The following is a 25,800-nucleotide window of genomic DNA, read 5'->3' as shown; positions in this document are numbered from 1 at the left end:
ATGACAGACGCGAGCGCCGAGACACTGGAAACGCAGGTGCTGGGAGCGGTCGAACAGCGACGCGAAATCGTCAACGCCGCCATCGAGGAGGACCTGCCGGTTGACGAACCACAGCGCCTCTACGAGGCGGTTCGGTACCTGCTCGACGCGGGCGGCAAGCGCCTGCGGCCGACCGTACTGTTGCTCGTCGCCGAGGCGCTCGCGGACCGCGACGCCGACCCCGCAGGCATCGACTATCGGGACTTCCCCGACCGACAGGGCAACAGCGTGGACGTGATGGCCGCCGCGGTCGCTATCGAGGTTATCCAGTCGTTCACGCTCATCCACGACGACATCATGGACGACGACGACCTGCGCCGGGGCGTCCCCGCAGTCCACCGCGAATACGACACCGAGACCGCGATTCTCGCGGGCGATACGCTCTACTCGAAGGCGTTCGAGATTCTGGTAGAGGCCGACGCCGACCCCGCGCGCGTCGTGGAGGCGACCGACGTGTTGGCGACGACCTGTACCAACATCTGCGAGGGCCAAGCCCACGACATCGCCTTCGAGGAGCGCCCGAACGTCGTTCCCGACGAGTATCTAGAGATGATAAAGGACAAGACCGCCGTCCTCTACGGCGCGGCGGCGACCATCCCGGCCATCTTGCTCGGCGCGGACGACGAGACCGTCGAGGAACTGTACCAGTACGGCATCGACGTGGGCCGAGCGTTCCAGATTCAGGACGACGTGCTCGACCTGACGGTGCCGAGCGAGAAACTCGGCAAACAGCGCGGGAGCGACCTCGTGGAGAACAAACAGACCATCATCACGCTCCACGCCCGCGAGCAGGGCGTCGATGTGGACTCGCTGGTCGAGACCGATGACGTGGAGTCGGTCACAGAGACCGAAATCGACGAGGCGGTCGCCCGACTCGAAGACGCCGGAAGTATCGATTACGCCAAGGAGAAAGCCCAAGAGTTGGTGACTCGCGGCAAGGACCGACTGTCGGTCCTGCCGGAGAACGAGTCGCGCGAACTGCTCGAAGGCATCGCGGACTACCTCATCGAACGGGGTTACTGACGGCGCTCGCCGGAGAATTTCTTCTCGTCGTGTTCGACGCCGATGAGTGAAAACTACAGGAGGGAGGCGTCAGCGGGGCTTCTCGGCGGCGTCACCGAGTGATAGTCGAGAGAAAGACGTCAGCGGGACCCGGAGCGGTCATTCGCCGGAAAATTCCTTGTAGTGGGTGTGTTCGAGATACTCTTCGAGCGTGGGTTGTCGCCAGTAGCGTACCACGTCGCTTCGGTCGTCGTACTCCACGATGTCGGCCTCGGCGAGACGCGGCAGGTGGGTCTCTCGAAGCTCCTCGGCGATGGTCGCTCTCAGCGAGTCCGTAATCGGCTCGTCGGCCGTGCGACCTTCCCACATGACCACGTTGTCGGCCAACTGATCGACCTCGGCGAGACCATCCTCGGTGCCGATGAGCGTGTACAACGCGTATCGGCGGCGGCTCTCCGCGAGGAGGTCGAAGAGCTCGTCGAACGAGGGCGTCGTAACTGCGCGACCGTTTCGGAGGGCATGGTCGCCCTCGATACCCGAGCGAATAGTGTCGTTGTCCATAGCGGGTGACCTCCATCTATACTATGCCCCAGAGGGGACAACAAACCTATGCCTCAATAATGAGGTTCGGCCGGTAGAGAGTGTCAGTAGCCGAATATCAAACGTCTTAGGGGTCGAACGAACGTTCACTCACCCGACGTTTGGAGGTCGAGGAAGGTGCCGACGAGTTTCCGCTGGGCGGCCTGTAGGTGCTGGTGGAGCGTCGGCGACGAGATGCCGAGCGACTCCGCGACTTCCTCGCCGGTACTCTCGCGGGGGTACTCGTAGTAGCCCGCGAAGTAGGCCGCCTGCAACGCGGTCCGCTGTTTCTCGGTCAACTTCTCGGCGAGCGTCTGGCGGAACTCTTGGGTCGTGTGGACAGGTCTGTTTACCTCCTGCTTGCTCACGAGTTCGGCACCCGAATACGTCGTCTGAAACTCCTCGACAACGCTTCGGACGCTCACGTCGTTCGGTGCCTCAGCGAGACACCGAACGACGCCGCTCTCGGCCGTCGCGGACTTGACCACGGTCCCGGTCTCCACCAGTTGGCCGACCCCGGATTGGGCGGAGTCGATTTCGAACAGACACTGGTCGTCGTCCTCGGTCACGAGTCGGTACTCCTCGACAGTCGAGGAGTCGTCGAGTTGGTCGGTGAGTGCATCGACGGAGGCCCCCTCAACCGCGACGTATTCGAGCAACTGGTCGCCCGAGAGACCGACCAGACCGCGCAACGAGAACTCGCAGTCGAGTTCGGCCGAGATGCGTCCGAATCCCCGCTCGGGGTTTTCGACGCGGAACTCCAACTCGACCGCGGCGTCCGACAGGAGCAGATTACGATTCTTGACCGCGTTGATAGCGAAGGCGACGATTTCCCCGAGCGTTTCGAGAGCGGGGAGTTCCCGGTCGCCGAACGTCCCCGGGCAGGCCCCGCTGATGCCGAGGACGCCGTAGTTTGTCGTCCCGTAGGTCAGGGGCACGAGGACGGCCGTGGACATGTCCAACTCGGCCATGAGTTTGCGCTCGCGCTCCGAGAGGAGGTCGGCGTCGCCGACTTCGGAGATGACGACCGACTCGTCGTCGCCGACGACCCGCGAGAGCGCATTCTCGGAGTCGGGCCGGGAGCTGGTCGCCTCCACCAGTCGCTCGATTTGTTGGCGCTCGATGCCTGCGACCGTACTCGGAGGCATCTGTTCGTCTTTGACCCACGGCCCGCCGACCCACGCGAACTGGTAGAACTCCGAATCGGCCAGTTCCTCGCAGACGACGCGCTCTATCTCTTCGCGGGTCGCAGACCCGACTAACGACTGGAGGATATCGTTGATTAGCCCGTTGATGCGGTTGAGTCGGGTGAGTTCGTCGCGGCTCTCGGCGAGGCGACGCTCGTTTTCCCGGCGCTCGGTCACGTCGCGGGCGACCCAGACGACCGCCTCTCGGCCCTCGATGGTGTCACCCAGCGGCGCGGTCCGGCCCTCGTACCAGCGTTCGCCCGTCTCCGTCTCGGCCTTGTACTCGACGGTCTCGACGCCGCCGGTTTCGAGCGTCCGGTGGACGAGGTCGAGGTACCTGTCGGCCTGCTCGGCCGGGAAGGCGTCGTGGAGTCGCTTGCCGACCAACTGCTCCTGTTGGAACGTCCGCAGGTCCTTGCTACTCGGTCCCGACAGCACCTCCAGATACCGGCCGTTCTCATCTAACACGAAGGCTACGTCGGGAAATGCGTTCGTCAGTTCTCGGAGTCGGTCGCCGCTGACGCCCGACTCGGTCTCGACGCTGGCGGCGGCAACAGCACGGTCGATGCGCTCGCGGAGGGTATCGCCGTCTGCGTCCTTCGGGAGGTAGTCGGTCGCGCCCGTGGCGAATGCATCGCTGGCGACCGCTTCACTCCCCGACCCGGTGTAGAGGACGAACGGGAGATTCGGGTAGTCGTCGCGGACCGCTTCCAGCAACTCTAACCCGTCGCCGCCGGGAAGGTCGTACTCGCTGACGACGCAGTCGAACGTGCCGTCGGCCGCGAGACTGTCGCGGGCGGCCGCGGCCGTCTCCGCAGTCGAGAGAGTGACCGACTCGGCCTCGGACAGCGCCGCTGGCGGCGGTTCGTCGGCGTCCACGTAGAGGACTCGGACTGTCCGCACCGAGGTCCGAGCGGTTCGGTCGGTCGTCGCCAGCGTAGTCTTCTCGGAGGTCACGTTCTAAAAGAGAGTATATCCCCGTGAAAGTAAGGGTCTTGGTTAGTTCGCCAACTACTCCGACCGGCGGGCGCTCGGGCCGAACAGAATCCGGACGAGTTTTCCCGAAGACGGTGCAACACATCGACAATGAACGACGAACTCCGCGAGCGAATCGAGACGGAGGCAGAGAAGCACGCGCTCGTCAACGCGGTCAAACACGAGAGCGAGGCCGACGTTGGTGCCGTGATGGGACCGCTGATGGGCGAGAATCCCGACTTTCGACAGCACGGCGACGAGATTCCGGGCGTTATCGCACCCGTGGTCTCGCGGGTCAACGAGTCGAGCGTCGAGGAGCGCCGCGAGCGACTCGGCGAACTCGCGCCCGACTGGTTGGAGGAGATAGAGAGCGAGGACGAAGAGGACGACCAGATTCTCCCGGACCTACCGAACACCGAGGAGTACGACGAGATTCGGATGCGGTGTGCGCCCAACCCCAACGGCCCGTGGCACATGGGTCACGCTCGGATGCCCGCGGTCATCGGCACCTACGCCGAAGAGTACGACGGCGAGTTCATCGTCCGGTTCGACGACACTGACCCCGAGACCAAGCGTCCGCTACTGTGGGCCTACGACGAGATTCTGGACGAAATCGGCTATCTCGGCTTCGAACCAGCGGAAGTCTACCGAGCGAGCGACCGTCTGGAGACGTACTACGACCACGCCCGCGACCTCATCGAGAAGGGCGGAGCCTACACCTGTTCGTGTTCCGGCGAGGAGTTCTCCGAGATGAAAAACTCCGCGGAAGCCTGTCCGCACCGCGACAAGGACCCCGAGACGACGATGGACGAGTTCGAGGCGATGGTGGACGGCGAGTACGACTCGGGCGAGATGGTCCTCCGCGTCAAAACCGACATCGAACACAAGAACCCGGCCCTGCGTGACTGGGTGGGCTTCCGCATCATCGACACGCCACACCCCCGCGAGGAGGCCGAAAACTACCGGTGCTGGCCGATGCTTGACTTCCAGTCGGGCGTGGACGACCACCTCACGGGCGTCACGCACATCATCCGAGGCATCGACCTGCAGGACTCGGCGAAGCGCCAGCAGTTCGTCTACGACTACTTCGACTGGGAGTACCCCGAGGTCATCCACTGGGGCCACGTCCAAGTGGACGAGTACGACGTGAAGATGTCCACCTCCACGATTCGGGAACTCATCGAGACGGGCGAACTTGACGGCTGGGACGACCCGCGCGCGCCGACGATTCCGAGCGTCCGCAGGCGGGGCATCCGCGGCGAGGCCATCGTGGACGCGATGGTCGAACTCGGCACCTCGACCAGCAACGTCGATCTGGCGATGAGTACGGTCTACTCGAACAACCGCCAGCGCATCGACGACGACGCCGACCGCTACTTCTTCGTCCGCGAGGACCACGCCGACTTCACGCTCACCGGCGACCACCCCGAGACCGCTCACCCGCCGGTCCACCCCGAACACGACGAGCGAGGCACCCGCGACATCGACGCCGGAAACCGCGTCCGAATCGAGGAGGCGGACGTGCCCGACGACGGCGAGCGCGTCTGGCTCAAGGGATTCGGCTGTTTCCGGCGCGAGGACGACGCCTTCGAGTACGTCGGCGACGACATTTCGGCGGTCCGCGAGGAGGGCGTGGACGTGATTCACTGGGTGCCCGCCGACTCCGCGACGCTGACCCAGATGCGAAAGAAGGAGGGCGACGTGGTCGGCTACGCCGAACCCGGTTTCCGGGAGACCGAACCCGACGAGATGGTGCAGTTCGAGCGCGTCGGCTTCGCCCGCGTGGACCGACAGGAGGCCGACGACGAGACGGTCGTCTACTTCGCGCACGAGTAGCGTCTCGGCTCTCCGCTGGCGGCGAATAGCGAACGCTTTTCTCCGAGATTCACGGCCACTCGCTCTCTCGGCCCTCTATGGGGTCGGCGACCACGCCGTCCCGCTGGGCCAGCACGCGGGCGTGGGCCGCACAGACCTCTCGGTTCTCCGTCCACGGAACGTGTAGCCTGACCGTCGCGGTGGATGAGCAGTCCGACTCGGCGCACTCGGCCATGCGCGGCGCTACGCGCGCCACGCTAATCGGTGTACCGTCGCTTCTCCTCGGCCGCGGCGTCGCCCCCGTAGCGGTCCACCAGCGGTTCGTAGGCGTCGCCGAGCGCGCGCATGCACTGGCCCGCCGAGTGGAAGCCGAGTTCGTCGGCGACTTCCGGCCACGGGTGGCCTTGGAGGACCTTCCGGACGAGGATGCGCTCGGCGCGCGCAGAGAGCGCGTCCGAGTCGGTTCCCTCCCCCGAGTCCACGAAGTACCGGAGCGCCACCCGCCGGAAGGGACGGGGCGCGGCGTCGTACTGGCCGGGACCGTAGGCGCTCGCGGCGACTGCCCGCCAGTCCCACGCCGAGAGGTCGAGTTCGACCGGGGCATCGACCGACCGCAGGAGCGCCCGAATCATGTCGGGGTCGGCGTCCCGAAGCGGGTCGGCCAGCATCGAGGCAACTCGGGAGGCGAACCAGCGCGCGTGACGGTCGTGAAGCTCCTCGCCCGCGTCGCTCAGGGGGTCGAGCATCAGCGCCGAATGCTCCCCGCTGGTGTCGTTTCTGGTGGTCGAAAGCTGGACCGTCCGGTAGCCGTTCGCGCGCCAGAACCGCAGGAGTTCGGGGGTCGCGCCGTAGCCGACGCCGAGCCAGTCCAACTCGTCTTCGAACTCCGCGCGAATCTCCCCGAGCAGTCGGGAGCCGAGACCCCGCGAGCGCACGGCGTGGTGGGTTGCGATTCGCATCACGCGCTTCCCGACCGGGATTCCGGCCCGCTCGTCGCGGAGTTGGGAGGTCAGCACGTCGGGGAGCATGTTGCCCCGTACCCGGCCGCCCTCGTACATGTGTTCGCGCACGTCCGCGGGGAGACCGCCCTCGCGGGCGAGCAGTGCGACCGCGACGACGTGATTCCGGCCGGTCGCGTCGTCCTCACGGACGAGTGCCCGGACCGACAGGTTCGGCGCGTCGAGCAGGCGCGCGAGGTCGTCGGGTTCAGTCCGGTAGTGAGCCAACACGAGCAGGCCGAAAACCTCCCGGAGCAGGGTCTCGTCAGCGAGCAGGTCCGCGGGCGAGACGGCGCGATACGCGACCGACTGGGGGTCTGTGTCGGCGACCACCTCGTCCACCGGCGGCCGGGCGTCGAGCAGGAGCGCGCGAAACGCCCAGACCTCCACGGGGTCGCCCGCGGCATAGCGAATCGGTTCGTCAAGACCGGTCTCGACGACTTCGTGGTCGCTCTCGTCAAGTCGGTCGCGGAACCGGACAGAGAAGCCCCGGCCCGCGCCCTCATAGCCGTGAATCGTCGTCGTGAACGCGACCTTCGGGGCCGCCAAGAACCGTTCGAGCAGTCGGACCGAGAGCGCCGCGGCCTCGTCCACGAAGACGGCGTCCGGCGCGCTCGCGGGCTTGTCCGCGAGCGCGCCGGACTCACCGGTCTCCCCGTCGCCGAGCAGGTCGGCGGCAGCGGTGGGGTCGGCGAATCGGACGCAACCGCCCGAGTCGCCTTCGACCCGAATCTCGCGCGGCGAATCGCGGTCGGTCACGACCGCGACGCCGAGCGTCTGTAGCAGGGCCTGCGCCCGGACGAACACCTCGCGGCAACTCCGGTACTCCGGGGCCGTGACCAGCACGTCCGCGCCCTCGGCGGCGAGGCTTCCGGCCGCGATGCCCGCGGCGCTGGACTTGCCCCGGCCGCGGTCGGCCTCCACGACGACCGCAGTTGTTTCGGAGTCGTCGCTCTCGCCTCCTTCGTCGCTGTCAGCGTCGCGCAACGCCTCTAGCTCCCGGACGACTTCCATCTGGTCGCCCGTGAGACAAGCGTCGTACGCCGCGTCAGGGAACCGGCGTTTTTCTGGGAGTTCCGGCGAGTCGTCGTCGGCAGTCGAGAGTCGCGGCGCGGGGTGAGTCAGACCGTCGCGCTCGACGGTCCCGGCGTCCGCGTCGAAGATTGCGACGCCGGGATGGGCGCGCAGCGTCTCGGCGAAGCGCCGCCGGAAGTTCCCCGTCACGTCCGCGAGGTCGTCGGGCGGCACCGCCAGCGTCCCATCGAAGTCCGTCCGGCACTCGGGCCACTCGTCTAAGGGCGGCGCGAGCAGGACGAACAGGCCGCCCCCGTCCACCGCGCCGACGACCCGGCCGAGCGCGTTCGGCCGGAAGTCGGCGTGGGCGTCGAAGACCACGCAGTCGCGGGTGGTCCCGAGCAGTCGGTCGGCGCGCTTCGGGGCGACGCGCTCGCAGTCGAGACTCCCGGTGCCGACCAGCGCGGTCGCTTTCCGGTCGATTTCGGCCGCGTCGAGCGCGGCGTCGGCGGCCGCGTAACAGGCGTCGCGGTCGCCGGTGAGGACGAGCAGACGGCGTTGGTTCGCGCGGCGGGCCTCGTCTCGCAGGGCAGTGGCGACCCCGGCTACGTCCATGCTCGCCGTTGGTCCGGGCCGAAGAAGGGCGTTTTCCTTCGGAGATACTGCGTCAGTACCGTCGCTACTGTTCGGACGAGTCGGAAAAACTGGTCGCGCGAAATCGGGAAACCGGAATGGCGAATAGAGAATGGGGAATCTGGGGGTCGCCGCCGCGTCAGGTCACTTTCTTCCGGAGGTAGGCCGAGATGCCCTCGCTGAGGAGGACGACGCCGAGGATGGCGATGAGGATGGTGAGAACGGCCGACCAGTTGAAGTAGTTGATGTTGGTCTGGAGCGCGACGCCGATACCGCCCGCACCGACGAACCCGATGATGGTCGAGGCCCGGACGTTGATGTCCCAGCGGAACGTGGCGACCGAGACGAACGCGGGCTTGATCTGGGGCACGATGCCGTAGATGAACGTCTGAAGCGTCGATGCGCCGGTCGCGTCGATGGCTTCGACCTGCCCGTGGTCGATCTCCTCGATGGCCTCCGCGATGAGTTTCGCGGTGAAGCCAACCGACCGAACCGCAATGGCGAGGACGCCAGCGAGCGCGCCCGGACCGAACAACACGACGAAGATGAGCGCCCAGATGATAACGTTCACCGAGCGCGTGAACGAGATGATGAACTTTCCGAACCAGTAGGTGAGGCGGGTCGGCGACGTGTTCTCCGCGCCGAGGAACGCCACCGGGAGCGCGAGCAGTATCGCCAACCCGGTTCCGAGTATCGAGATGTTGACGGTCTCGATGAGCGGGCCGACGATTTCAGACGTGTAGGCCACGTCCGGCGGATACATCCGACCGAAGAGGTCGGCGACTTCGCGCGGCGCGGAGGCCACGTAGTCGTAGTTGACCTCCATCGAGCGCCACGCGACGGCGAGAACCACGAGCGTCCCGAGGACCGCGAGGTATCGGGTGAGTCGCTCGCGCCGCGAGTAGCGGTGCCAGTCACCGGACGACGGATTCGTTCTGTCGGACATCACTGGACCCTCCGTCGCGCGTAGGCGCTAACCACTTCGCCGACGATGACGAGGCCGACGATGACGAAGACGATGAGCGAGCTGAACTGGTAGTCGTACTTCTGGAAGGAGTTCAGCAGGGTGATGCCGATACCGCCCGCGCCGACGATACCGACGACCGTGCTGTGCCGGAGGTTGATGTCGAGTCGGTAGATGCTGAGACCGATGACTCGCGGGACGACTTGGGGCAGGACGCCGAAGATGTAGACGTGGAGTCGGCCCGCGCCGACCGCTTCGACGGCCTCCATCTGCCCGATGTCGATGTCCTCTATCTCCTCGGCGAGCAGTTTGCCGAAGAAGCCGACGGTCTTGAACGCGAGCGCGAGAACGCCCGCCAGCGGGCCGAACCCGACCGCCTTCACCATCACGATTGCGACGATGAGTTCGTGGAACGCCCGCGTGACCGAGACGATGCCCCGGCCCACGCCGTAGATTGGCTTGGGCGCGAGGTTCCCCGCCGCCATGAATGCGACGGGAATACTGATGACGACGCCGATGCCCGTCGCCAGTATCGACATGACGATGCTCTCGACGACCCCGCGGACCATCAACTGGAACTGCGAGGGGGTCGCCGCTGGCGGGAGCATATTCGAGACCAGCGTGATGCCAGCCGAGATTCCCTGTAGGAACCGGTCGAACGAAATCCGGAGGTCCCACACGCTGAAGAGGACGAACCCAGCGATGACCGCGTACACCGCGTACTTGGCGTAGCGGTTGTAGAACGCCGTCGGGCGGTTCCACTGGTCGTCGTAGTCGGCGCTCTGGTGAGTCGCCATGAGCGACTACCCCTCCCTCGCACTGCGCTCGACGGCGTCCTCCGAGAGGTCGTCGCCGTCGCTCGCGGCCGCGTCGCGCTCTTCCCGAGAGTCGCCGTCCCGGTAGATGATGTCTTGGGCCTGCTCGTCCAGTTCCTCAGGGGTGCCCTCGAAGACGACCTGACCGTCGCTGAGACCGACGATTCGGTCGGCGTAGTCCAGTGCGAGGTCAACCTCGTGGATGTTGATGAGGACCGGAATGTCGTCCTCGCTGGCAATTTCGGTCAGCAGGTCCATCACCTCGATGGACGTTTCGGGGTCGAGCGCGCTGGTCGGTTCGTCCACCAGCAGAATCTTGGGCCGCTGGATGACCGCCCGCGCGATGCCCACGCGCTGGCGCTGGCCGCCCGACAGTTCGTCGGCGCGGTTGTCCTCGTGGCCGCCGAGACCGACCCGGTCGAGTATCTCGCGGGCGCGAGCGATGTCCTTTCCGTCGAAGTCCCGACGGAACGCGCGCCACGTACTCATGTAGCCGAGTCGCCCCGAGAGGACGTTCTCCATGACGGTGAGCCGTTCGATGAGGTTGAACTCCTGATGAATCATCCCCATGTCGCGGCGGGCCTCCTTGAGGTCCGCGCTCCCCAGCGCGGTAATCTCGGTGTCGCCGAGCCAGATGCTCCCGCCGGTCGGTTCGGTGAGGCGGTTGATACACCGGATGAACGTACTTTTTCCAGCACCGCTCGGGCCGATAATCGCAACAATCTCGCTACCACCGACTTCCATAGAGATGCCGTCGAGCGCGCGGTCGCCCGAATCGTACACCTTCTCTAAATCTTCGACCCGTATCATTTGTTGGTCACTCTTCGAGGTTGCCCGTCTGGTACTCGACGCCGTTCTTCTCCTGAATCTGGAGGATGATGTCGTAGGCCGTCGCGTAGTCGATTTCGGTCCATTTGCCTCGTCCCTCGAACGTCTCGGCTATCTTGGTGTCGGAGTAGTCGTAGTCGATGAATGCCTTCCGGATGCCGTCCTGAATCTCGGGCGTGAGGTTGTACCGGTAGTTGAAACTGGTCGTCGGGAAGGGGTTGCTCGCCCAGACCACCTTGATATTCGTCGGATCAACGTTCCCGGAGTTTGCCACGCGCGTCACGCACGTACTACACACGGGCGCGGCGTCGTAGTCGCCGTTTGCGACGCCGAGGATGCTCTGTTCGTGGCCGCCTGAGTAGGAGACCTCGTAGTCCTCGCCGGGCGTCACGCCTTCGTTCTCGAAGAGCGCGCGCGGTGCCTGATTTCCGGAGTTCGACGACGGTTCGGAGTGAGCGACGCGCTTGCCGCTCAGGTCGTCGAGACCGTTTATTTCGTCGTTGTCGGCCTGCGTGGCCAGCCAGAGCCGGTAGCCGAACGCGCCGTCGTCGGACACCTGAATCGAGAACGGCACCGCGCCCGCGAGGTTGACCGCGAACGGGGTCGGGCCGGTCGAGAACCCGCCGACGTGAAGGCGCTCGGAGCGCATCGCCTCGATCATCGAGGCGTACGACTGGAGGGGGAAGTATTCGACCTCCTTACCGGTCTCTTTCGCAATGTTGTCCATCAGCGGTTGCATCGTATCGCGGTACGCCGCCGGGTCCTCGGTGGGCGTCATGGCGAACGCCAACTTGTCGGGGTCGATGAGGTCGTCGTCGTTTGACGGCGTCTGCTGGACGGGATCGCCGTAGCGAGGTTCGTCTCGCGTCTCCATATTTTCGAGGTCTTCGAGGGTCCCCGTCTCGAAGCCGGACTGAATTAGCGCTCGCATCGGTTGGGGGAACTCGGGGTTCGCCGGGTCGAAATCGGAAGCACCAGCGCCCATCTGGGTTCCGGTCGTGGTTTCCTCGCTGTCGCCTTCGCCTTGAATACAGCCAGCGAGTCCGTACGTGACCGCTGCGCTCGTCGAAGCCAGTAGCGACCGTCTCGAAAATTGTTTCTTAGTCATCGGCGGTGGACGCCAATACGTAGCGCCCCTTATCAATCTTTATCATATTTAATAGAACTCCTTAAATACTCTATCAGATTAGGTTCGAGCGTCACGCGAACGATGGCCGTGACCGACTTCCCGTGCGTTCGTTTCGCACGCCGTCGCCGCATTTGAAAGCGCTTTTAAGGGGTGACGAACTACGGAAGGATACGACCTGTGCGCGGTTGATGATGCTCCTAGCCGCAAAGGATTTGCCCGGCAGGGGAGCTTGAGCCGACGTGCAGGGAGGTGAACAACCTATGCCAGTGTACGTAAACTTCGACGTCCCAGCCGACCTCCAAGACAGCGCCGTCGAGGCGCTCGAGGTCGCCCGAGACACAGGTAGTGTAAAGAAAGGTACGAACGAGACGACCAAAGCGATTGAGCGCGGCAACGCCGACCTCATCTTCATCGCCGAAGACGTTCAGCCGGAAGAGATCGTCATGCACCTTCCGGAACTCGCCGACGAGAAGGGAATTCCCTTCATCTTCGTCGAGACGCAGGACGACATCGGTCACGCCGCCGGACTCGAAGTCGGGAGCGCCGCCGCTGCGGTCACCGACTCCGGCGAGGCCGAAGACGACATCGAAGACATCGCCAGCAAGGTCGAGGAACTTCGTTGAGGTGGTTGAGTCATGAGTGCAGAGGAAACTGAAGAAGAAGGCTCCACGCCCGCCGAAGTGATAGAGATCGTCGGCAAGACGGGGATGCACGGCGAGGCCATGCAGGTCAAGTGCCGCATCCGCGAGGGCGAGAATCAGGGCCGCATCATTACGCGGAACTGCCTCGGCCCCGTCCGAGAGGGCGACGTCTTGCAACTACGCGAGACCGCACGCGAAGCCGACTCCATCGGAGGTCAGTAACCCATGCCCCAGTTCCGAGTCTGTGACTACTGTGGCGACGACATCGAACCCGGTACGGGCACCATGTACGTCTCCACCGACGGTAGCACGACCCACTTCTGTTCGGCGAAGTGCGAAAAGAACGCCGACCTCGGCCGCGAGCCGCGTGACCTCGAATGGACCGAGGAAGGCGGCGCAGAGAGGACCAACGAATGAGCGACGACGCCGAGCGCACCTTCGTGATGGTCAAGCCCGACGGCGTCCAGCGCGGCCTCATCGGGGAGATCGTCTCCCGATTCGAGGAGCGCGGTCTGAAGATGGTCGCCGGAAAGTTCATGCAGATGAGCGAGGACCTCGCTCACGACCACTACGGCGAACACGAGGGCAAGCCGTTCTTCGAGGGCCTCGTTGACTTCATCACGTCCGGTCCCGTCTTTGCGATGGTCTGGGAAGGTCAAGACGCGACCCGACAGGTCCGCAAGATGATGGGCGAGACCGACCCGGCCGAGTCCGCGCCCGGCACCATCCGTGGCGACTTCGGACTCGACCTCGGTCGCAACGTCATCCACGGTTCGGACCACGAGGACGAAGGCGCGAACGAGCGCGAAATCGACCTATTCTTCGACGAAGAGGAACTGGTCGATTACGAGCGTATCGACGAGACGTGGCTGTACGAGTAACGGCCTAACGCGGTCGATTCGTTTTTCGTTATTTTCTTCGAGTTCGGAGTGGCGACGCCGACGTACCCTGTCGTCGTACAGCCGTCGCCGTACATCCGAAACCGCACGGCAAGAAAGAGCGGAAGTTCAGTCCGCTAGCGGTCGCTCGTCCCCGTTGACGCTGTCGATTATCGCGTCGCCGTCGGGGCGCTCGACCAGCCAGAACAGCTTGTAGGCGTCCACCGTCCGTGCGAACTCGACTTCCGGCACGTCGCCCAGAATCGAAGTGCGGAGCGTCCACTTGAACGCCGCATCACGGGCCTTCTCGTCGGCCTGCTCGGGCGAGAGTTCGCTGGGGAGGACCAGTGCGTCCTCAACCGTTCGGGTCTCGAACTCCGGAACCCTGTCGGCCCGGAGCGAGAGGCGGCGCGAGCAGTCCACGCTGACGACGCGACTGTCACGTCGAGGGGACATGAACGGACGGGCCACCTCGACCTCGGCTTCGTAGACGCGATAGGGGTAGGCCACCGCGCCGACCCGGCCCGCGGACGCCACGTCTTCGCGGGATACCGTCGGTCGGATGACCGGGAGTTCGACCGCCTCGTGGCGCTGGCCGACCAGCGGGTTCGATTGGGTCGCCTCAGTGTCGGCGCTCCGGGCTTCCGATTCCGCGGTGTCTGCCTCGGACTCCGCCGCGGAATCGCTGGCGTCGGCGTCAGCGCTCATCGTCGTCCCAGTAGCCCGACGCGGCGACGTGGCCGCGGATGTTGTCCGCCTCGGTCACGACCTTCGGCGAGGTGTCGTCGCTCGTCCCGCCGTCGGTGGCGTAGTCGGGGGCGCTCCCGTCGGAGATGACTGCCGAGAGCGGCTTGTCGAACACGTCGAAGTGGTCGTCCACGCCCGCGGGCGGTTCGGTGAGTAGCGACACCGTGACCAGCGTAATCACCGAGAGGATGAACGCCGGGAACAGGCCGTAGACGCCGACGAGACCCGAGAGGAACGCCGAGCCTTCGACCGTCGCCGACAGGCCGAGCAGGTCGATAACCGTCGAAAGCTGGGTCCAGAGAATCATCGTAGCCGTGCCGACGAGCATGCTGGCGACCGACCCCTTGGCGGTCACGCGCTTCCACCAGAGGGTGGCGATGACCGTCGGGCCGATTGCGGCCCCCAGACCGCCCCACGCGTAGTCGAGGACGAGCGTGTAGATGGGCGTGCTCTTGGCGAGGTACGCGAACGCGACGCTCGCGGTGCCGAGACCGAAGGTGACGTACCGCGAGTATTTCACGAGTTCTTCCTCGGTGGCCTCCTTGTTGAAGAAGCCGTGGTACACGTCTTCCACGACCGCGCTGGTGGCGACGAGCAGTTGGGAGTCGGCGCTGGACATCATCGCGGCGAGGGCCGCCGCGAGGACGATACCGGCGATAGCGCCGGGCAGGAGGTCGAGGGTGAGCATCGGCATGACCTCGTCGCCGTTCTGGATGGCTCCCTCGCCGAACATGGCGATGGCGTAGAGACCGACTAGCGCAGCGCCGATGTAGGCGACGAACATGAACAGTTGGGCGACCAGCGCCGCGGTCCGGATGTTCTTCACACGGTCGATACCCATGAACCGGACCATGATGTGGGGGTTGCCGGGCACCCCGAGACCGATGGCGGCGTAGCTGATGATGCCGAAGAGTGCGGCCCAGCCGGTTGTTCCGGCCGTGATGCTGGTCATCGACGACCCCGCGGTGGCCGCGACCTCCGCGAAGGGCAGGCCCATGTTGAGGAATGCGATGACCGGCAGGAGGATGAACGCCGCGAGGATGATGGCCCCTTGGAAGTAGTCGGACCACGCCACGGCGAAGTAGCCTCCGAGGAAGGTGTAGCCGATGACGATGACGCCGCCGACCAGAATCCCGACCCACGGCTCGATGCCGGTCAGAATCTGGAGCAAGGTCCCGGCCGCGACGATTTGGGCACCGACGTAGCCGCCCTCGAACAGCATGAGGACGACGGCCGAGACGCCCTTGACCGCGCCGGTATCGTCGCCGAGGCGGGTGGCGAAGAACGTCGGGAGCGTCACCGACCGGACGAGTTCGGTGTACTTCCGCAGGCGCTTGGCGAGGCCCGCCCACGCAAACAGGTCCGCCGGAATCATCCCGAGACCGTTCAGGAACGCCATGATACCGGTGCTGTACGCGTCGGAGGGCACCCCGAGCGTGAGCCACCCGCTCATCTCGGAGGCGCGTTCGGAGAATCCGGTCACGACGGGACCGATTTCGCGGCCGCCGATGACGTAGTCGCCGACCGAGTCCATGAACCGCGAGGAGTAGAGACCGATGCCGAGCAAGACGAGCAGGTAAAGCGAGAACGCACCGAGGACCCAGATACCCGCGTCGCCCGCGAGACCGCCCGCGCTACTTTGCATGCTCGCCCTCCTCGTAGCGCTGGCGCAGGCGACGCTCGCGGCGACCCTCCCAGACGTAGTACGTTATCAACATGGTGAAAAACATCACGTACGGTCCGACGACCCCGAGCCAATCGAGTGTGCTCATGGCAGGCATTATCACTGTAGCCGTAAACAAAGGTATTATATTTATCTTTTGATTAGACAGCCCTTCTGTCTCTTAGCAGTCATCTCGGACAATCTAAATCCACTATACGACCGCGGTACTCAGTATTTATACATAAATACCGAAACAACCTCGAACAACTCACTCGTCGTGGAACAGCGGTTTTACGCTTGAGCTACCACATCCCAAACATGGACATCGATACCACGCGACGTGCGCTCGTCGCCGCCATCGTCGGCGGCGGCGCTGTTGGCGGGTCCCTCTCGCCGGTCCGGGGGTATCTCGACCGGTTTGCCCCTTTCTCCGGGTCGGCGTGGCGGGACGCGACTGACCGGACGAATCAGCGAGTCGAAAGCCCGTACGGTCTTGCGGCGGTCCGCTACGACGAGTACGGGACCGCGCATGTGGACGGAGACGACGAGCAGGCGCTCTACTTCGCGGTCGGATACGCGCAGGCCGCCGACCGACTCTTCCAGATGGACCTCCAGCGGCGGGTGATGCGCGGCGAACTCTCGGAAGTCGTCGGCGAGCGCGCGCTCGACTCCGACGAGTTCCACGTCCGGATGGACTTCGCGGGCGGCGCGGAGGCGAACCTCGAACTGCTTGAAGGGACGCCGACCGGCGAAGCCGTCGAGGCGTTCTGCGAGGGCGTCAACGCCTGCCGAGAGCGCGAGGCGCTCCCGATGGAGTTCGGCCTGCTCGACTACGAACCTGACCCGTGGACCGCTGCCGACACGATGCTGATGGAACAGCAGATTTCGTGGGGGCTGACTGGGGATTTCTCGACGCTCCGGCGCGAGCGGTTGGCGCGGAAACTCGGCGAGGACGCCGTCGAGGAGTTGTATCCCTTCCGGATGGACCACGACGCGCCCATCATCAGGTCCGGTTCGGACAGCGGGAACGACGGCACGACCGCGAGCGCCCGAACTCGCCGGACGGTTTCGTCGTCCCGCGATTTCGAGGGCGACGACCTGCTCGACTGGGTGTCGTCGTTCGAGTCGCCGCCCGGCGTCGGGTCGAACAGTTGGGTCGTCTCGGGCGACCAGACCGCGAGTGGCGACCCCATCGTGGCAAACGACCCGCACCTCTCGCTGATGGCACCGCCAGTCTGGTACGAGATGAACCTCCGGAGCGACGAGGCGAGCGTCCGCGGCGTGACGTTTCCGGGCGTCCCGTTCGTCGTCATCGGGGAGAACGACTCGGGCGCGTGGGGGTTCACCAACAGCGGGGCCGACGTTATCGACTTCTACAGCTACGAGACCGACGAGTCGGGCGACCGCTACCACTACGAGGGCGAGTGGCGAGAGTTCGAGACCGAGGAGCGAACCATCGCGGTCAGCGACGGCGAGGACCGGACGGTCACGGTCCGGAAGACGATCCACGGGCCGCTCCTCGAACGCGAGGGCCAGCGAGTCGGCGTCTCGTGGACGGGCCACACCGCGACCCGGACCTCGGAGGCGATTCACGAGTACAGCAAGACCGACGGGATGGAGGAGTTCCTCGACGCCACCCAGAAGATGGACCTGCCGACCCAGAGCGTCGTCTACGCCGACCGAGAGGGTAACACGCTCTACTACGTGACCGGCAAGATTCCGATGCGTACGATAAACAACGAAGAGGTGTGGGGCACGCGGGTCTTCGACGGCTCTGCGGGCGAAGCCGAGTGGGAGGGCTTCGAACCCTTCGGCGTCTCGTCGTGGGAGGGGTTCGTCCCCTTCGAGGAGAAGCCACACGTCCGCAATCCGGAGTACCTCGGCAGCGCGAACCAGCGCATCGAAGACGACCCCGAACACTACATCGGCGAGCGGTACAGTACGCCCTACCGGGGCCAGCGACTCTACGAACTGCTCGACCGGCGCGCCGACTCGGAGCGACCGATGGACCCGCAGTTCATGCGCCGACTCCAACGGGACGCGAAGTCGGCCCGCGCCGAACAAATACTGGACGAACTCGTCGCCGCGGCCGAGGGTGAGGACGGACTTGCAGAGGCGACCGAGACGCTCCGGAACTGGGACGCCCGGATGACCCGTGACTCGCGCGCGGCGCTCGTCTTTGTGATGTGGTTCGAGCAGTTCCGCGAGGAGACGTTCGGCGACGAGTTCGAGAGCAACGACCTCGACGAGGAAGACTACCCGAACGACTGGGTGCTGGCGACCCTGCCCGCCGAGAGTCGCTGGTTCGGCGACGAGGGCCGCGAGGCGGTGATGGTCCGGGCGCTTCGGACGGCCATCGAGGACATCGAGGACGGCGCGACCTACGGCGACTACAACACGACCGCGGCCATCACCCATCCGTTCGACCAGTCGTTTCTCAACTACCCCGAGTATCCGACCGACGGGTCGGCCTACACGCTGAACAACTACCGCAAGGAGTCTGCGGTCGGGAGCAGTTGGCGGCAGGTCTGTCCCCTCTCCGACCGCAAGCAGTCGATTTGCATTCTACCTGGCGGCAACTCCGGGGCGTACTTTTCGGACCACTACGACGACCAACTCCGACTGTGGGCCGACGGCAAGTACAAGTCGATGAGCCGCGCCCTCGCTGGCGAGACGGCCATCGAGTTCGAGACCGCCGACTCGGAGGGCGACCAATGAGCGAACTCTCCGACGACCTGACCGCGAGTCGCGCCGAGACCGGACCGCTCGGGAGCGCGCTCGCCGAAATCCGGACCGACGCCAGAGCGCGGTGGGCCGCGCTCCTCGCGGGCGTGGTCGTCGGTCTCGCGGCGGCGTGGGTCCACTGGTACGGCTTCCTCCTCGGCGGCGCAGTGGTCGGTCTCGCCTCGAAGAACGTCAAGCGAGGTCTCGCGGCCGGAATCGCCTTCGGGGTGTTGGCGTGGGCGGTGTTCGCCGTCCTCGTCGCCGCGAACGGCGGTTTGGTGCAGTACGCCCGGATGGGTCGGTTGCTCTATCTGAGCGTCGGAATTCCGGTCGGCCTGTCGGCGCTCGGGTCGCTAGTTCGAGGTGTAGTCTGAGTCTCGGGAAATCGTCATTCTCGCTGTATCGTGAGAAACAGATGAGTAGACCAAGCGGAGCGAGCGACTGCCGACGCCACTCATACCGCAACCGCGGGCCTCACGCCTCCCCAACCTCGGCGGCCGCATCCGCGGCCGCCGTCCCTCGCGCGGTTGGCGCGCGCAGTTCTGCGCGCGCCCGCACGCGCCGATCTGGAAATCCACCCAGCGCGAAAGCTCCCAGAGAAACCCATCGCACAAACCTTCAAGTGCGAAGCCGGGGCGAACCCTGCCCGTGACCTGAATCAGGCCGGAGCGCGCCAGCGGTTGCGCGGCGCGCGGCGCTCCGGAGCGCGGCCGATGCGTGCCGCCTGTCAGCCACTCCGACGAGCGCCAGCGGCGGCCAGTCGAATCGCCGTCGGTCAGTCGTCGGCGGCCACGGCCGACCGCTCAACCTCGATTTCGCCGTCGTCGAGTTCCTGTTCGACCTCTCGGGCGGCCTGCACGAGGTTCGCCATCTTCTCGTAGGCCACCTCGCGCGGGAGTAGCTTCACCCCACAGTCGGGACTGACGGTCAACTGCTCGGGCGGCACGACTTCCAGCCCCTTCTTGATGTTCGCCTTGATTTCGGGCACCGTCTCCACGTCGGCGTCGTGGGCGTCAACTACGCCGAGCGCGAGGTCCGCGGTAAACTCGGGGTCTTTGAACACGTCCAACTGCTCGTAGTCGCCGTTGGCGAGTTCGAGGTCGAACTCGTCCACCGGGAAGTCCAGAATCTCCGGGTAGATGCGCGAGTAGTCGCCGTAACAGACGTGGAGTCCGATGCGCACGTCCTCGGGAATCCCGTCCGCAATGCGTTCGAGGCAGTCGCCGACGATGGCGTGGTCGTCCGGCGTCGTCGCCAGCGCGGGTTCATCTATCTGAACGTAGCGAGCGCCAGCCTCGACCAGTTTCTCTATCTCCTCGTTCACGAGGTCCGCGAGGTCGCGGGCCAGCGACTCGGTGTCGTCGTAGGCCTCGTTGAAGCTCCAGTTCGCCAGCGTGTACGGGCCGGTGATGGGCACCTTGACCGGTCGGTCCGAGACGCTCGCGGTGAACTCGTACTCGTCAACGAGCCACGACTCGTCGTACTCCACTTCGGAGACGACCGAGGGCTTGTCGAAGGTGTTGTGACCCCACACCTTCACGGGACCGTTGAACTCGTAGCCGTCGATGCGGTGGGCGAAGAACTCCACCATCTCGTTGCGCCGCATCTCGCCGTCTACGATTACGTCGAGTCCGGCACGCTCGTGTTCGTCCGTGATGAGTCGCGCGGCGTCGTCCTTGGCCTCCTGCCACGCGTCGTCGTCGAAATCCGGCGTCGCTCGCGGTTCGTCATCGCTCGCGTTCGAGGCGCGTTGCGCCTCGCTGTCCTCGTGAAGGTCACGCGCACGGTCCAGCCATTTCGGCTTGGGGTAGCTACCGACGACGGTCGTCAGCAGGAAGTGGTCAGTCGGGTGATTCTCGGGTCGGAACTGGTCTCGGTTCTGGCTCATGCTGTCACCTCTGCGAGGTCGGTCGCTTCGCCGAGCGCAGCGAGTTTCTCCTCGAACGTCGAGTAGGGCAGGTAGAACAGTTCGGTGTTCGGCGTCAGGTACACCGTCTCGAAGTCGGCGGCGGGGGTGTTCTCCTCCAGCCAATCGGCGCGCTCCGAGATGGCTCCGGCGTCCTCGACCAGCGTGTTCTGGCCGTCTACGACGCCTGCCGCGATGGAGTTCTTGGTGCCGTACTCGTTGATGTTGTAGAGGTTGTCCTCCGGGTTCGAGACGAAGTCGTAGCCCAGCGCGTCGAAGTCGGCGTCCAGCAGGTGCGCGTGGACTTTCTCCTCCAGCGCGCCCCAGTAGGTGTGGACGACAACGTCGGTGTCCGCGTCGGCCGCGCCTGCCACGGTGTCTACTGCCTCGCTGGCGCGCTCGTCCTCGCCCTCGTCTGGCGCGTTCTCGACCAGCGAGGGTTCGAGAACGAACAGCGTCTCGACTTCGGGGAACGCCTCGACCTCTCCGGCGAGGAAGTCCGCAACGGCGTCGAGGAAGTCCGCGTCGTCGCCGTAGTGTTCGTCGGTGGCGAGGTCGGCCAGCGAGTACGGGCCGGGGACGACCGCCTGAAGGGAGTCGTCGTCCGCGAACTCGCTCGCGGTCTCCAACTCGGCGGCGATGTCACCGTCGAACGTCAGGTCGTCGGTCACGACCGGCTCTCGGTAGAAGTTGTTGTTGTCGTAGTACCGGACGATGCCGCGGGTCTCGACGGCGTCGTGGACCGCGAGGGGATGGGCCAGCATGTCGTCCCACCGGAGTTGTCCCTCCACGGTGCGGTCGAGTCCGGCCTCCTGCTGTCGGCCGACGACCTCCTCGCGCGCCTCGTCGTAGACGGTCACGATTTCCTCGTCCTCGTCGCCGCTGACGAGGTCGTGTTTCTGATGGCCCTTCAGGTCGGCCAAGTCGTCCTTGGCCCAGTCCGGAAGGGGATACACTCCCGGCGTCGTTGCGACGTATTTGCTCATGTACCCCGGACTACGAAATGCTGGTGCTTAATATTTTCCTCTTCGGAGATTACTGATGGGAATAGAATGTGGGTACCACATCACACGAATCGATGGAGCGTGAACCCGATAAAGGCGACTGCGACGGCGACCGCGGCTTAACGCACGAGTTTCAACACCGTTAGCGTCTCGAAGGGGAACGACTCGTCGCGGAGCGCCACCGCCGAGAACCCTTGGTCGTCGGCCAGTCCGACGACTTCGTCTACCCCCGTGAGGCTACTGACCAGTAGGTAGACCGCCCCGTCGGGCGCGAGCGCGCGCCCGACGGATTCGAGGAACGGTTCGATGACCTTCCGTCCGTCCTCGCCGCCCGAAAGCGCGACCTCCATCCAGTCGTCGCGCTCGTCGTCGGGGTCGGTCGGCAGGTAGGGCGGATTGAACAGCACGGCGTCGAAGACGCCCGTTCGGAAGGGTTCGAGCAGGTCGGCCCGGACCGCCTCGACGCCGCGCTCGCGGGCCTGTCGGCAAGCGTGGGGGTTCAGGTCAGAGCCGAGGACGCGCGCGCCGGTCTCGTCGCCGACCGTCTCGGCGACGTACCCCGACCCGGTGCCGACCTCCAGCGCGAGGTCCGCGGGGTGAGATTCGAGGTCTGCGACCGCGGCCTCGGCCAGCAGGTGGGAGTCCTCGGCTGGCTGATACACTTCGGTCTCGGCGTCGCGTTGGTCGGCGAGGTCGGTCACTGCTCGCTCACCTCGCTCGCGTCGGACCGCTCGTCGGCCACGCCGCCGTCGGTCTGCCCGGCCTCGGCTCTGGGGCCGTCGGCGGTCGCTTCCGGCAGGTCAGCATCGCTAGCGAGGCGAAAGCCGCCCGACTCCTGCCGACCGGTGAGTTCGCGCTGGGGGTAGGGAATCTTGACGCCCTCGCGGTCGAAGGCCGCCTTGACCGACTCGATGATCGCGGTACGGGCGCGCCACTGCCTGCGGGCGCTGGGCTTATCTATCCAGCACCGCAGGACCAGCGTGACCGCTGAGTCGCCGAACTCCTTGAGGACGACCTTCGGGGTCGGGACGGTCAGCACCTCGTCCAAGTCCTTCATCGTCGTCTTGGCGAGTTCGGACGCTTGCTCTACGTCAGCCTCGTAATCGACGCCGATTTCGACCTCGATGCGGAGGCGGCCCTTCCTGCTCTTGTTGATTATCTTCTCGCCGCTCACGATGTCGTTAGGAATCATCACGTACTCACCTGCGAAGGTCTGGATGCGCGTGTTGACGATGGAGATGTCGGTTACGATGCCTTCCTCGCCGTCGATTTCCACCCAGTCGCCGATTTCGAAAGGCCGAGAGAACATCAACACGAACCCCGCGAGCAGGGCACCGAGCGTCTGGCGGGCCGCCATACCGACGACGATACCGAGGAAGCCCGCACCGACCAGCAGCCCGCTGAGGTCGATGTTCCAGAGACCGAGGATGATGGCCACCGCCGAGACGTAGACCGTGAGCTGTGAGACTCGATAGACGATTTCGCTCTGATGTTCGCTGATGGTGTCGTGGCCGTCAACCAGTCGGTCGATGGCCCGCTTGACGAACCCGGTGGCGATGTACGCGCCCGCCAGCACGGCCAGCGCGAGGAATATCGAGAACCCTTTTCCGGCGACGTTGTTGATACCGTCGAGCGCCTGGGCGGCGGTCGTCCCGCGTTCCCAGAGGACTATGAGACTAATCGCCGACACGAGGAGGAGACCGCCCAGCGACGCAAGCAACACTACGTCGCCGACCTGACTCGGAAATCGCTGGCGGAGCTTCGGCCGGACGCGCCGGGCGACCCAGAAGGCTCCGACGAGAACGAGCAGAATGGCGGCTGTCGCCGCGAGCTGTTCGGTCGTCGTGAAGTCGGCCAATCGGTCGATAGTCGAGAGGAGGCCAGCGAGCGCCCCGCTCACTCGTCCTCACCGCCGTCGAGACCGTACTCGGTCGCAATCGTCGCTAGCGCCGCGAACGTCTCGGGCGGAATCTTGCCCGCGCGCTTGCCCAGCACGTCGGGGTCCAACTCGGTCTTCCCCTCCGAGATGGCCGTGACCGGCGCGTCGGCGTCGTCTAGCCCCGAGATGTGGCCGGTGTTCCGAATCGCGTTCCGGAGCGTCTTACGCCGCTGGGTGAAGATGGCTTTGACGAACCGGAGGAAGAACGCCTCGTCTTCGACCTCGTAGTCGGGGTCGCGCGGCGTCGTCCGGACGACGGCGCTCTCGACATCCGGCGGCGGCGAGAACGCCTCCTTGGGCACGGGTTCGACGACTTCCACGTCGGCGTAGTGCTGGGCGGAGACCGAGAGGCGACCGTAGTCGTCGGTCGCCACGTCTGCGGCCATGCGCTCGGCGAACTCCTGCTGGAACATCAACAGCGTCGGCTCGCCGCGGGGGAGCAGTCGGAAGGTGATTTCGCTAGAGACGCCGTAGGGGAGATTCGAGATGCAGGCGGTGAACTCCGGGAGATCGGTTTCGAGCGCGTCGCCTGTCACGACCGTCAGGCGTCCGGCGGCGATTTCATCGGCGAACTCCTCACGCAGGAACGCCGCGAGGTCTCGGTCGCGCTCTATCACCGTTACCTCGTCGGCGACGGCGAGCAGTCGGTCAGTCAGTGCGCCGGTCCCCGGCCCGATTTCGAGGACGTGCGACAGGTCGAAGTCGGTCTCCTCGGCGTAGTCGGGCAGTCGGTCGAGAACCCGGTCGTCTACGAGGAAGTGCTGGTCCCGGTCGGGGTTCCCCCGGACGCCCGCCCGTCTGAGCAGGGCGTCGGGGTTGCGGAAGTCGCCTTCCGCGTCGCGTGCGTCGGTCATCTTGCTCGGTGATAGCCCCCGGAAATGGGTAAAGCCACCGAGTCGTTGAGGCGCGACCTCGGGGAGAAAAGCCGAGAACAGCGACTCCGTCCGGGCTACTCCTGTTGCTCTTCGACTCGCACGAACGTGCGGTACTTCAAGTCGTCCTCCCGAATCTCTTCGAGGATGCGCTCGACCAGCACCTCCTTGGGATTGTGAAGACCCGACACCCGACTTTCGAGGTCGTCGAAACTCTGGAACGGCTTGCGCTTGCGGTTCTCCAGAATGTTGTTTCGGAGTTTCTTCCCGATGCCGGGGAGCAGATTCAACTGGTGCAGGCGGAGCGTGATGGGTTGAGCGTCGTTGTAGAAGTCCACGAATCGTCGCTCGTTGGACTCCACCACGTCGCGGATTGCGTGTTCGAGTTCCGACTGGGCGGCCGTCGAAAGGTCCGCGTGCTCGATTTCGCGCACGTTGTCCACGAGGTCGTCGCCGCGGTCGGCGTCGAAGCGGTCGGTAATAGTGAGACTCACGTCCTCTTCGAGGGTCACCTCGAAGAGTCGGAACTCTTCGACGCCCAGCGCGTACGCGAGCGCGGGTTTCTGATACTGGGGCCTGTCGTCGTCGGCGCGACCGTGCGGGAGATAATCCAGTACGACCGCTGGCACCTGCTCTTCGTCGTCATTCTGTTCACTCATTGTCATTGATTACGGCGACGAACTATTTAAAGAGTTGGTGGCGTCAGACGTACTTCGCAACGACATTGAGAATGTCGTCGAGTTCCTCGCCCGAGAGCGTGTATCGCTCTTGGGCGTACACCGCGCGGAGTTCGTCGCGGTCCTGCGGAAGTATATCGGCAATCTTGTACGCGGTCTGCTCGTCCACCTTGTCGAGTTCGAGCAGTTGCTCGACGAGTTCGCGGGACTCCTCGGCTTCGAGCGTGGCGAACTGGTTGACGTGTTCGATGGCGCGCGCCAGTTCGTAGCGCATCTCTCGGTCCTCGTCCAAGGCCCGCTCCTGTTCGACATCCGAGAGAAGCTCCTTGGCTTCCGCGGTAGTAAGGAACTCCTCTTGGACTTTCTCCTTAAATATCGTCATGCTATTCCTGCGCTTTCAGGTGTGCCGAAGTGACGATGAGGGTCTTGTCCTTGCCGCCGTCGGCGACGCCGACTTTGTAGGCTTCGCCCTGCTTACCTTCGATTTCGCCGGTCAGGCCGTCGAAGCGCGGGTGGTAGCGACCGTCCTCGACGCTCGGGTCGATTTTGAGGTGGACCTTCTGGCCCTCCTCGAACTGCTGGACGGCGCGCTGAGGCGGGGACGTACCGCGCTCTCGGGGTTCGTTCGAGAGTTTGTCACGAGTGCTGTGTTTGGGTCCGTTCGAACTCGGCATAGTCGTACCCACCCCTTGTTCTGTCACCGTTATAAAAGGCACGTTCCGCGTTCCTCGGAGTTCAACGTCTGCGGTTCACGCCGGAAGGGCAAGAGTA

General features: G+C 65.0%; 27 protein-coding genes. 8 read left to right on the top strand and 19 right to left on the bottom strand.

Translation table 11 applies throughout. The features are described from left to right. A complete protein-coding gene (gene idsA3, locus EP007_RS13805; protein WP_128478208.1) occupies window positions 1-1,062 on the top strand; it encodes a geranylfarnesyl diphosphate synthase in 1,062 nt (353 codons plus the stop codon). 138 nt (window positions 1,063-1,200) lie between these two features. Here idsA3 and EP007_RS13800 read toward each other — a convergent pair whose 3' ends face one another. Both EP007_RS13800 and EP007_RS13795 read right to left on the bottom strand, forming a co-directional pair. Then, window positions 1,201-1,602 carry a DUF7344 domain-containing protein gene (locus tag EP007_RS13800; RefSeq protein ID WP_208023499.1) on the bottom strand — a complete coding sequence of 134 codons (402 nt, stop codon included), beginning with the start codon at window positions 1,600-1,602 and terminating at the stop codon, window positions 1,201-1,203. A gap of 125 nt (window positions 1,603-1,727) precedes the next feature. Continuing rightward, window positions 1,728-3,764, bottom strand: a complete 2,037-nt coding sequence (locus EP007_RS13795) for a bacterio-opsin activator domain-containing protein (protein ID WP_128478207.1) — start codon at window positions 3,762-3,764, stop codon at window positions 1,728-1,730. Window positions 3,765-3,893: 129 nt separating this feature from the next. Here EP007_RS13795 and EP007_RS13790 point away from each other — a divergent pair, with 129 nt between their 5' ends. Beyond that, window positions 3,894-5,618 carry a glutamate--tRNA ligase gene (locus tag EP007_RS13790; RefSeq protein ID WP_128478206.1) on the top strand — a complete coding sequence of 575 codons (1,725 nt, stop codon included), beginning with the start codon at window positions 3,894-3,896 and terminating at the stop codon, window positions 5,616-5,618. A gap of 49 nt (window positions 5,619-5,667) precedes the next feature. On the opposite strand, the gene EP007_RS17585 is transcribed toward EP007_RS13790, so the two are convergent. The 6 genes from EP007_RS17585 to phnD all read right to left on the bottom strand — a co-directional run bounded on the left by EP007_RS17585 (window position 5,668) and on the right by phnD (window position 11,957). Beyond that, entirely contained in the window at window positions 5,668-5,832 is a 165-nt protein-coding gene (locus tag EP007_RS17585; protein ID WP_166035600.1) for a hypothetical protein, read from the bottom strand. Between the two features lie 22 nt (window positions 5,833-5,854). Beyond that, window positions 5,855-8,224 carry a tRNA(Met) cytidine acetyltransferase TmcA gene (tmcA, locus tag EP007_RS13785; protein ID WP_128478205.1) on the bottom strand — a complete coding sequence of 790 codons (2,370 nt, stop codon included), beginning with the start codon at window positions 8,222-8,224 and terminating at the stop codon, window positions 5,855-5,857. Between the two features lie 157 nt (window positions 8,225-8,381). Further along, window positions 8,382-9,188: a phosphonate ABC transporter, permease protein PhnE gene (gene phnE / locus EP007_RS13780; RefSeq protein ID WP_128478204.1), complete on the bottom strand. Its 807-nt coding sequence runs from the start codon at window positions 9,186-9,188 to the stop codon at window positions 8,382-8,384. Next, a complete protein-coding gene (phnE, locus tag EP007_RS13775) occupies window positions 9,188-10,003 on the bottom strand; it encodes a phosphonate ABC transporter, permease protein PhnE (RefSeq protein WP_128478203.1) in 816 nt (271 codons plus the stop codon). Before phnE (EP007_RS13775) ends, phnE (EP007_RS13780) begins: the two co-directional genes overlap by 1 nt. A gap of 6 nt (window positions 10,004-10,009) precedes the next feature. After that, on the bottom strand, window positions 10,010-10,831 hold the full coding sequence (phnC, locus tag EP007_RS13770; protein ID WP_128478202.1) for a phosphonate ABC transporter ATP-binding protein: 822 nt from the start codon (window positions 10,829-10,831) through the stop codon (window positions 10,010-10,012). A 7-nt stretch (window positions 10,832-10,838) separates the two neighbouring features. Beyond that, a complete protein-coding gene (phnD, locus tag EP007_RS13765; RefSeq protein ID WP_128478201.1) occupies window positions 10,839-11,957 on the bottom strand; it encodes a phosphate/phosphite/phosphonate ABC transporter substrate-binding protein in 1,119 nt (372 codons plus the stop codon). Window positions 11,958-12,238: 281 nt separating this feature from the next. Between phnD and rpl7ae the strand changes: the two genes are divergently transcribed. The 4 genes from rpl7ae to ndk are packed head-to-tail and all read left to right on the top strand — an operon-like array spanning window position 12,239 to window position 13,500. Further along, complete coding sequence (gene rpl7ae / locus EP007_RS13760) at window positions 12,239-12,601, top strand: 50S ribosomal protein L7Ae (RefSeq protein WP_128478200.1); 363 nt, start codon at window positions 12,239-12,241, stop codon at window positions 12,599-12,601. Window positions 12,602-12,613: 12 nt separating this feature from the next. Beyond that, on the top strand, window positions 12,614-12,841 hold the full coding sequence (locus EP007_RS13755; protein WP_115796086.1) for a 30S ribosomal protein S28e: 228 nt from the start codon (window positions 12,614-12,616) through the stop codon (window positions 12,839-12,841). Between the two features lie 3 nt (window positions 12,842-12,844). Then, window positions 12,845-13,036, top strand: coding sequence for a 50S ribosomal protein L24e (locus tag EP007_RS13750; RefSeq protein WP_128478199.1), 192 nt, complete (start codon window positions 12,845-12,847; stop codon window positions 13,034-13,036). Beyond that, window positions 13,033-13,500, top strand: a complete 468-nt coding sequence (gene ndk, locus EP007_RS13745) for a nucleoside-diphosphate kinase (protein WP_128478198.1) — start codon at window positions 13,033-13,035, stop codon at window positions 13,498-13,500. Before EP007_RS13750 ends, ndk begins: the two co-directional genes overlap by 4 nt. A 126-nt stretch (window positions 13,501-13,626) precedes the next feature. On the opposite strand, the gene EP007_RS13740 is transcribed toward ndk, so the two are convergent. The 3 genes from EP007_RS13740 to EP007_RS17580 are packed head-to-tail and all read right to left on the bottom strand — an operon-like array spanning window position 13,627 to window position 16,016. Next, complete coding sequence (locus tag EP007_RS13740; RefSeq protein WP_243700391.1) at window positions 13,627-14,205, bottom strand: hypothetical protein; 579 nt, start codon at window positions 14,203-14,205, stop codon at window positions 13,627-13,629. Continuing rightward, window positions 14,195-15,889, bottom strand: coding sequence for a sodium/proline symporter (locus EP007_RS13735; RefSeq protein ID WP_128478197.1), 1,695 nt, complete (start codon window positions 15,887-15,889; stop codon window positions 14,195-14,197). Before EP007_RS13735 ends, EP007_RS13740 begins: the two co-directional genes overlap by 11 nt. Next, window positions 15,879-16,016, bottom strand: coding sequence for a hypothetical protein (locus tag EP007_RS17580; RefSeq protein WP_166035382.1), 138 nt, complete (start codon window positions 16,014-16,016; stop codon window positions 15,879-15,881). Before EP007_RS17580 ends, EP007_RS13735 begins: the two co-directional genes overlap by 11 nt. A gap of 209 nt (window positions 16,017-16,225) precedes the next feature. Here EP007_RS17580 and EP007_RS13730 point away from each other — a divergent pair, with 209 nt between their 5' ends. Both EP007_RS13730 and EP007_RS13725 read left to right on the top strand, forming a co-directional pair. Beyond that, the gene (locus tag EP007_RS13730; protein WP_128478196.1) at window positions 16,226-18,625 is read left to right on the top strand and encodes a penicillin acylase family protein; all 2,400 of its coding nucleotides are present in this window, start codon (window positions 16,226-16,228) and stop codon (window positions 18,623-18,625) included. Further along, on the top strand, window positions 18,622-19,005 hold the full coding sequence (locus tag EP007_RS13725) for a hypothetical protein (protein ID WP_128478195.1): 384 nt from the start codon (window positions 18,622-18,624) through the stop codon (window positions 19,003-19,005). The genes EP007_RS13730 and EP007_RS13725 overlap by 4 nt, the downstream gene beginning before the upstream one ends. Window positions 19,006-19,406: 401 nt before the next feature. On the opposite strand, the gene EP007_RS13720 is transcribed toward EP007_RS13725, so the two are convergent. The 8 genes from EP007_RS13720 to EP007_RS13685 form a co-directional block, all read right to left on the bottom strand. After that, on the bottom strand, window positions 19,407-20,519 hold the full coding sequence (locus EP007_RS13720) for a methionine synthase (protein WP_128478194.1): 1,113 nt from the start codon (window positions 20,517-20,519) through the stop codon (window positions 19,407-19,409). Then, window positions 20,516-21,523, bottom strand: coding sequence for a 5-methyltetrahydropteroyltriglutamate--homocysteine methyltransferase (locus tag EP007_RS13715; RefSeq protein WP_128478193.1), 1,008 nt, complete (start codon window positions 21,521-21,523; stop codon window positions 20,516-20,518). Before EP007_RS13715 ends, EP007_RS13720 begins: the two co-directional genes overlap by 4 nt. A 137-nt stretch (window positions 21,524-21,660) precedes the next feature. Further along, a complete protein-coding gene (locus EP007_RS13710) occupies window positions 21,661-22,242 on the bottom strand; it encodes a HemK2/MTQ2 family protein methyltransferase (RefSeq protein WP_128478192.1) in 582 nt (193 codons plus the stop codon). Beyond that, window positions 22,239-23,441 carry a mechanosensitive ion channel family protein gene (locus EP007_RS13705; protein WP_166035598.1) on the bottom strand — a complete coding sequence of 401 codons (1,203 nt, stop codon included), beginning with the start codon at window positions 23,439-23,441 and terminating at the stop codon, window positions 22,239-22,241. Before EP007_RS13705 ends, EP007_RS13710 begins: the two co-directional genes overlap by 4 nt. After that, window positions 23,438-24,334 (bottom strand): 16S ribosomal RNA methyltransferase A, encoded by an 897-nt coding sequence (locus EP007_RS13700; RefSeq protein ID WP_128478191.1) that lies wholly within the window; start codon window positions 24,332-24,334, stop codon window positions 23,438-23,440. The genes EP007_RS13705 and EP007_RS13700 overlap by 4 nt, the downstream gene beginning before the upstream one ends. A 95-nt stretch (window positions 24,335-24,429) precedes the next feature. After that, the gene (locus EP007_RS13695) at window positions 24,430-25,011 is read right to left on the bottom strand and encodes a DUF655 domain-containing protein (RefSeq protein WP_128478190.1); all 582 of its coding nucleotides are present in this window, start codon (window positions 25,009-25,011) and stop codon (window positions 24,430-24,432) included. 43 nt (window positions 25,012-25,054) lie between these two features. After that, a complete protein-coding gene (locus tag EP007_RS13690) occupies window positions 25,055-25,411 on the bottom strand; it encodes an RNA polymerase Rpb4 family protein (protein ID WP_128478189.1) in 357 nt (118 codons plus the stop codon). 1 nt (window position 25,412) lies between these two features. Further along, a complete protein-coding gene (locus tag EP007_RS13685; RefSeq protein WP_128478188.1) occupies window positions 25,413-25,703 on the bottom strand; it encodes a 50S ribosomal protein L21e in 291 nt (96 codons plus the stop codon). Window positions 25,704-25,800 lie beyond the last annotated feature (97 nt).

The sequence above is a fragment of the Halorussus pelagicus genome, assembly GCF_004087835.1.
Taxonomy (GTDB): domain Archaea; phylum Halobacteriota; class Halobacteria; order Halobacteriales; family Haladaptataceae; genus Halorussus; species Halorussus pelagicus.
Note: the sequence above shows the minus strand (reverse complement) of the source record. Positions and strands in the feature narration are given on the sequence as shown.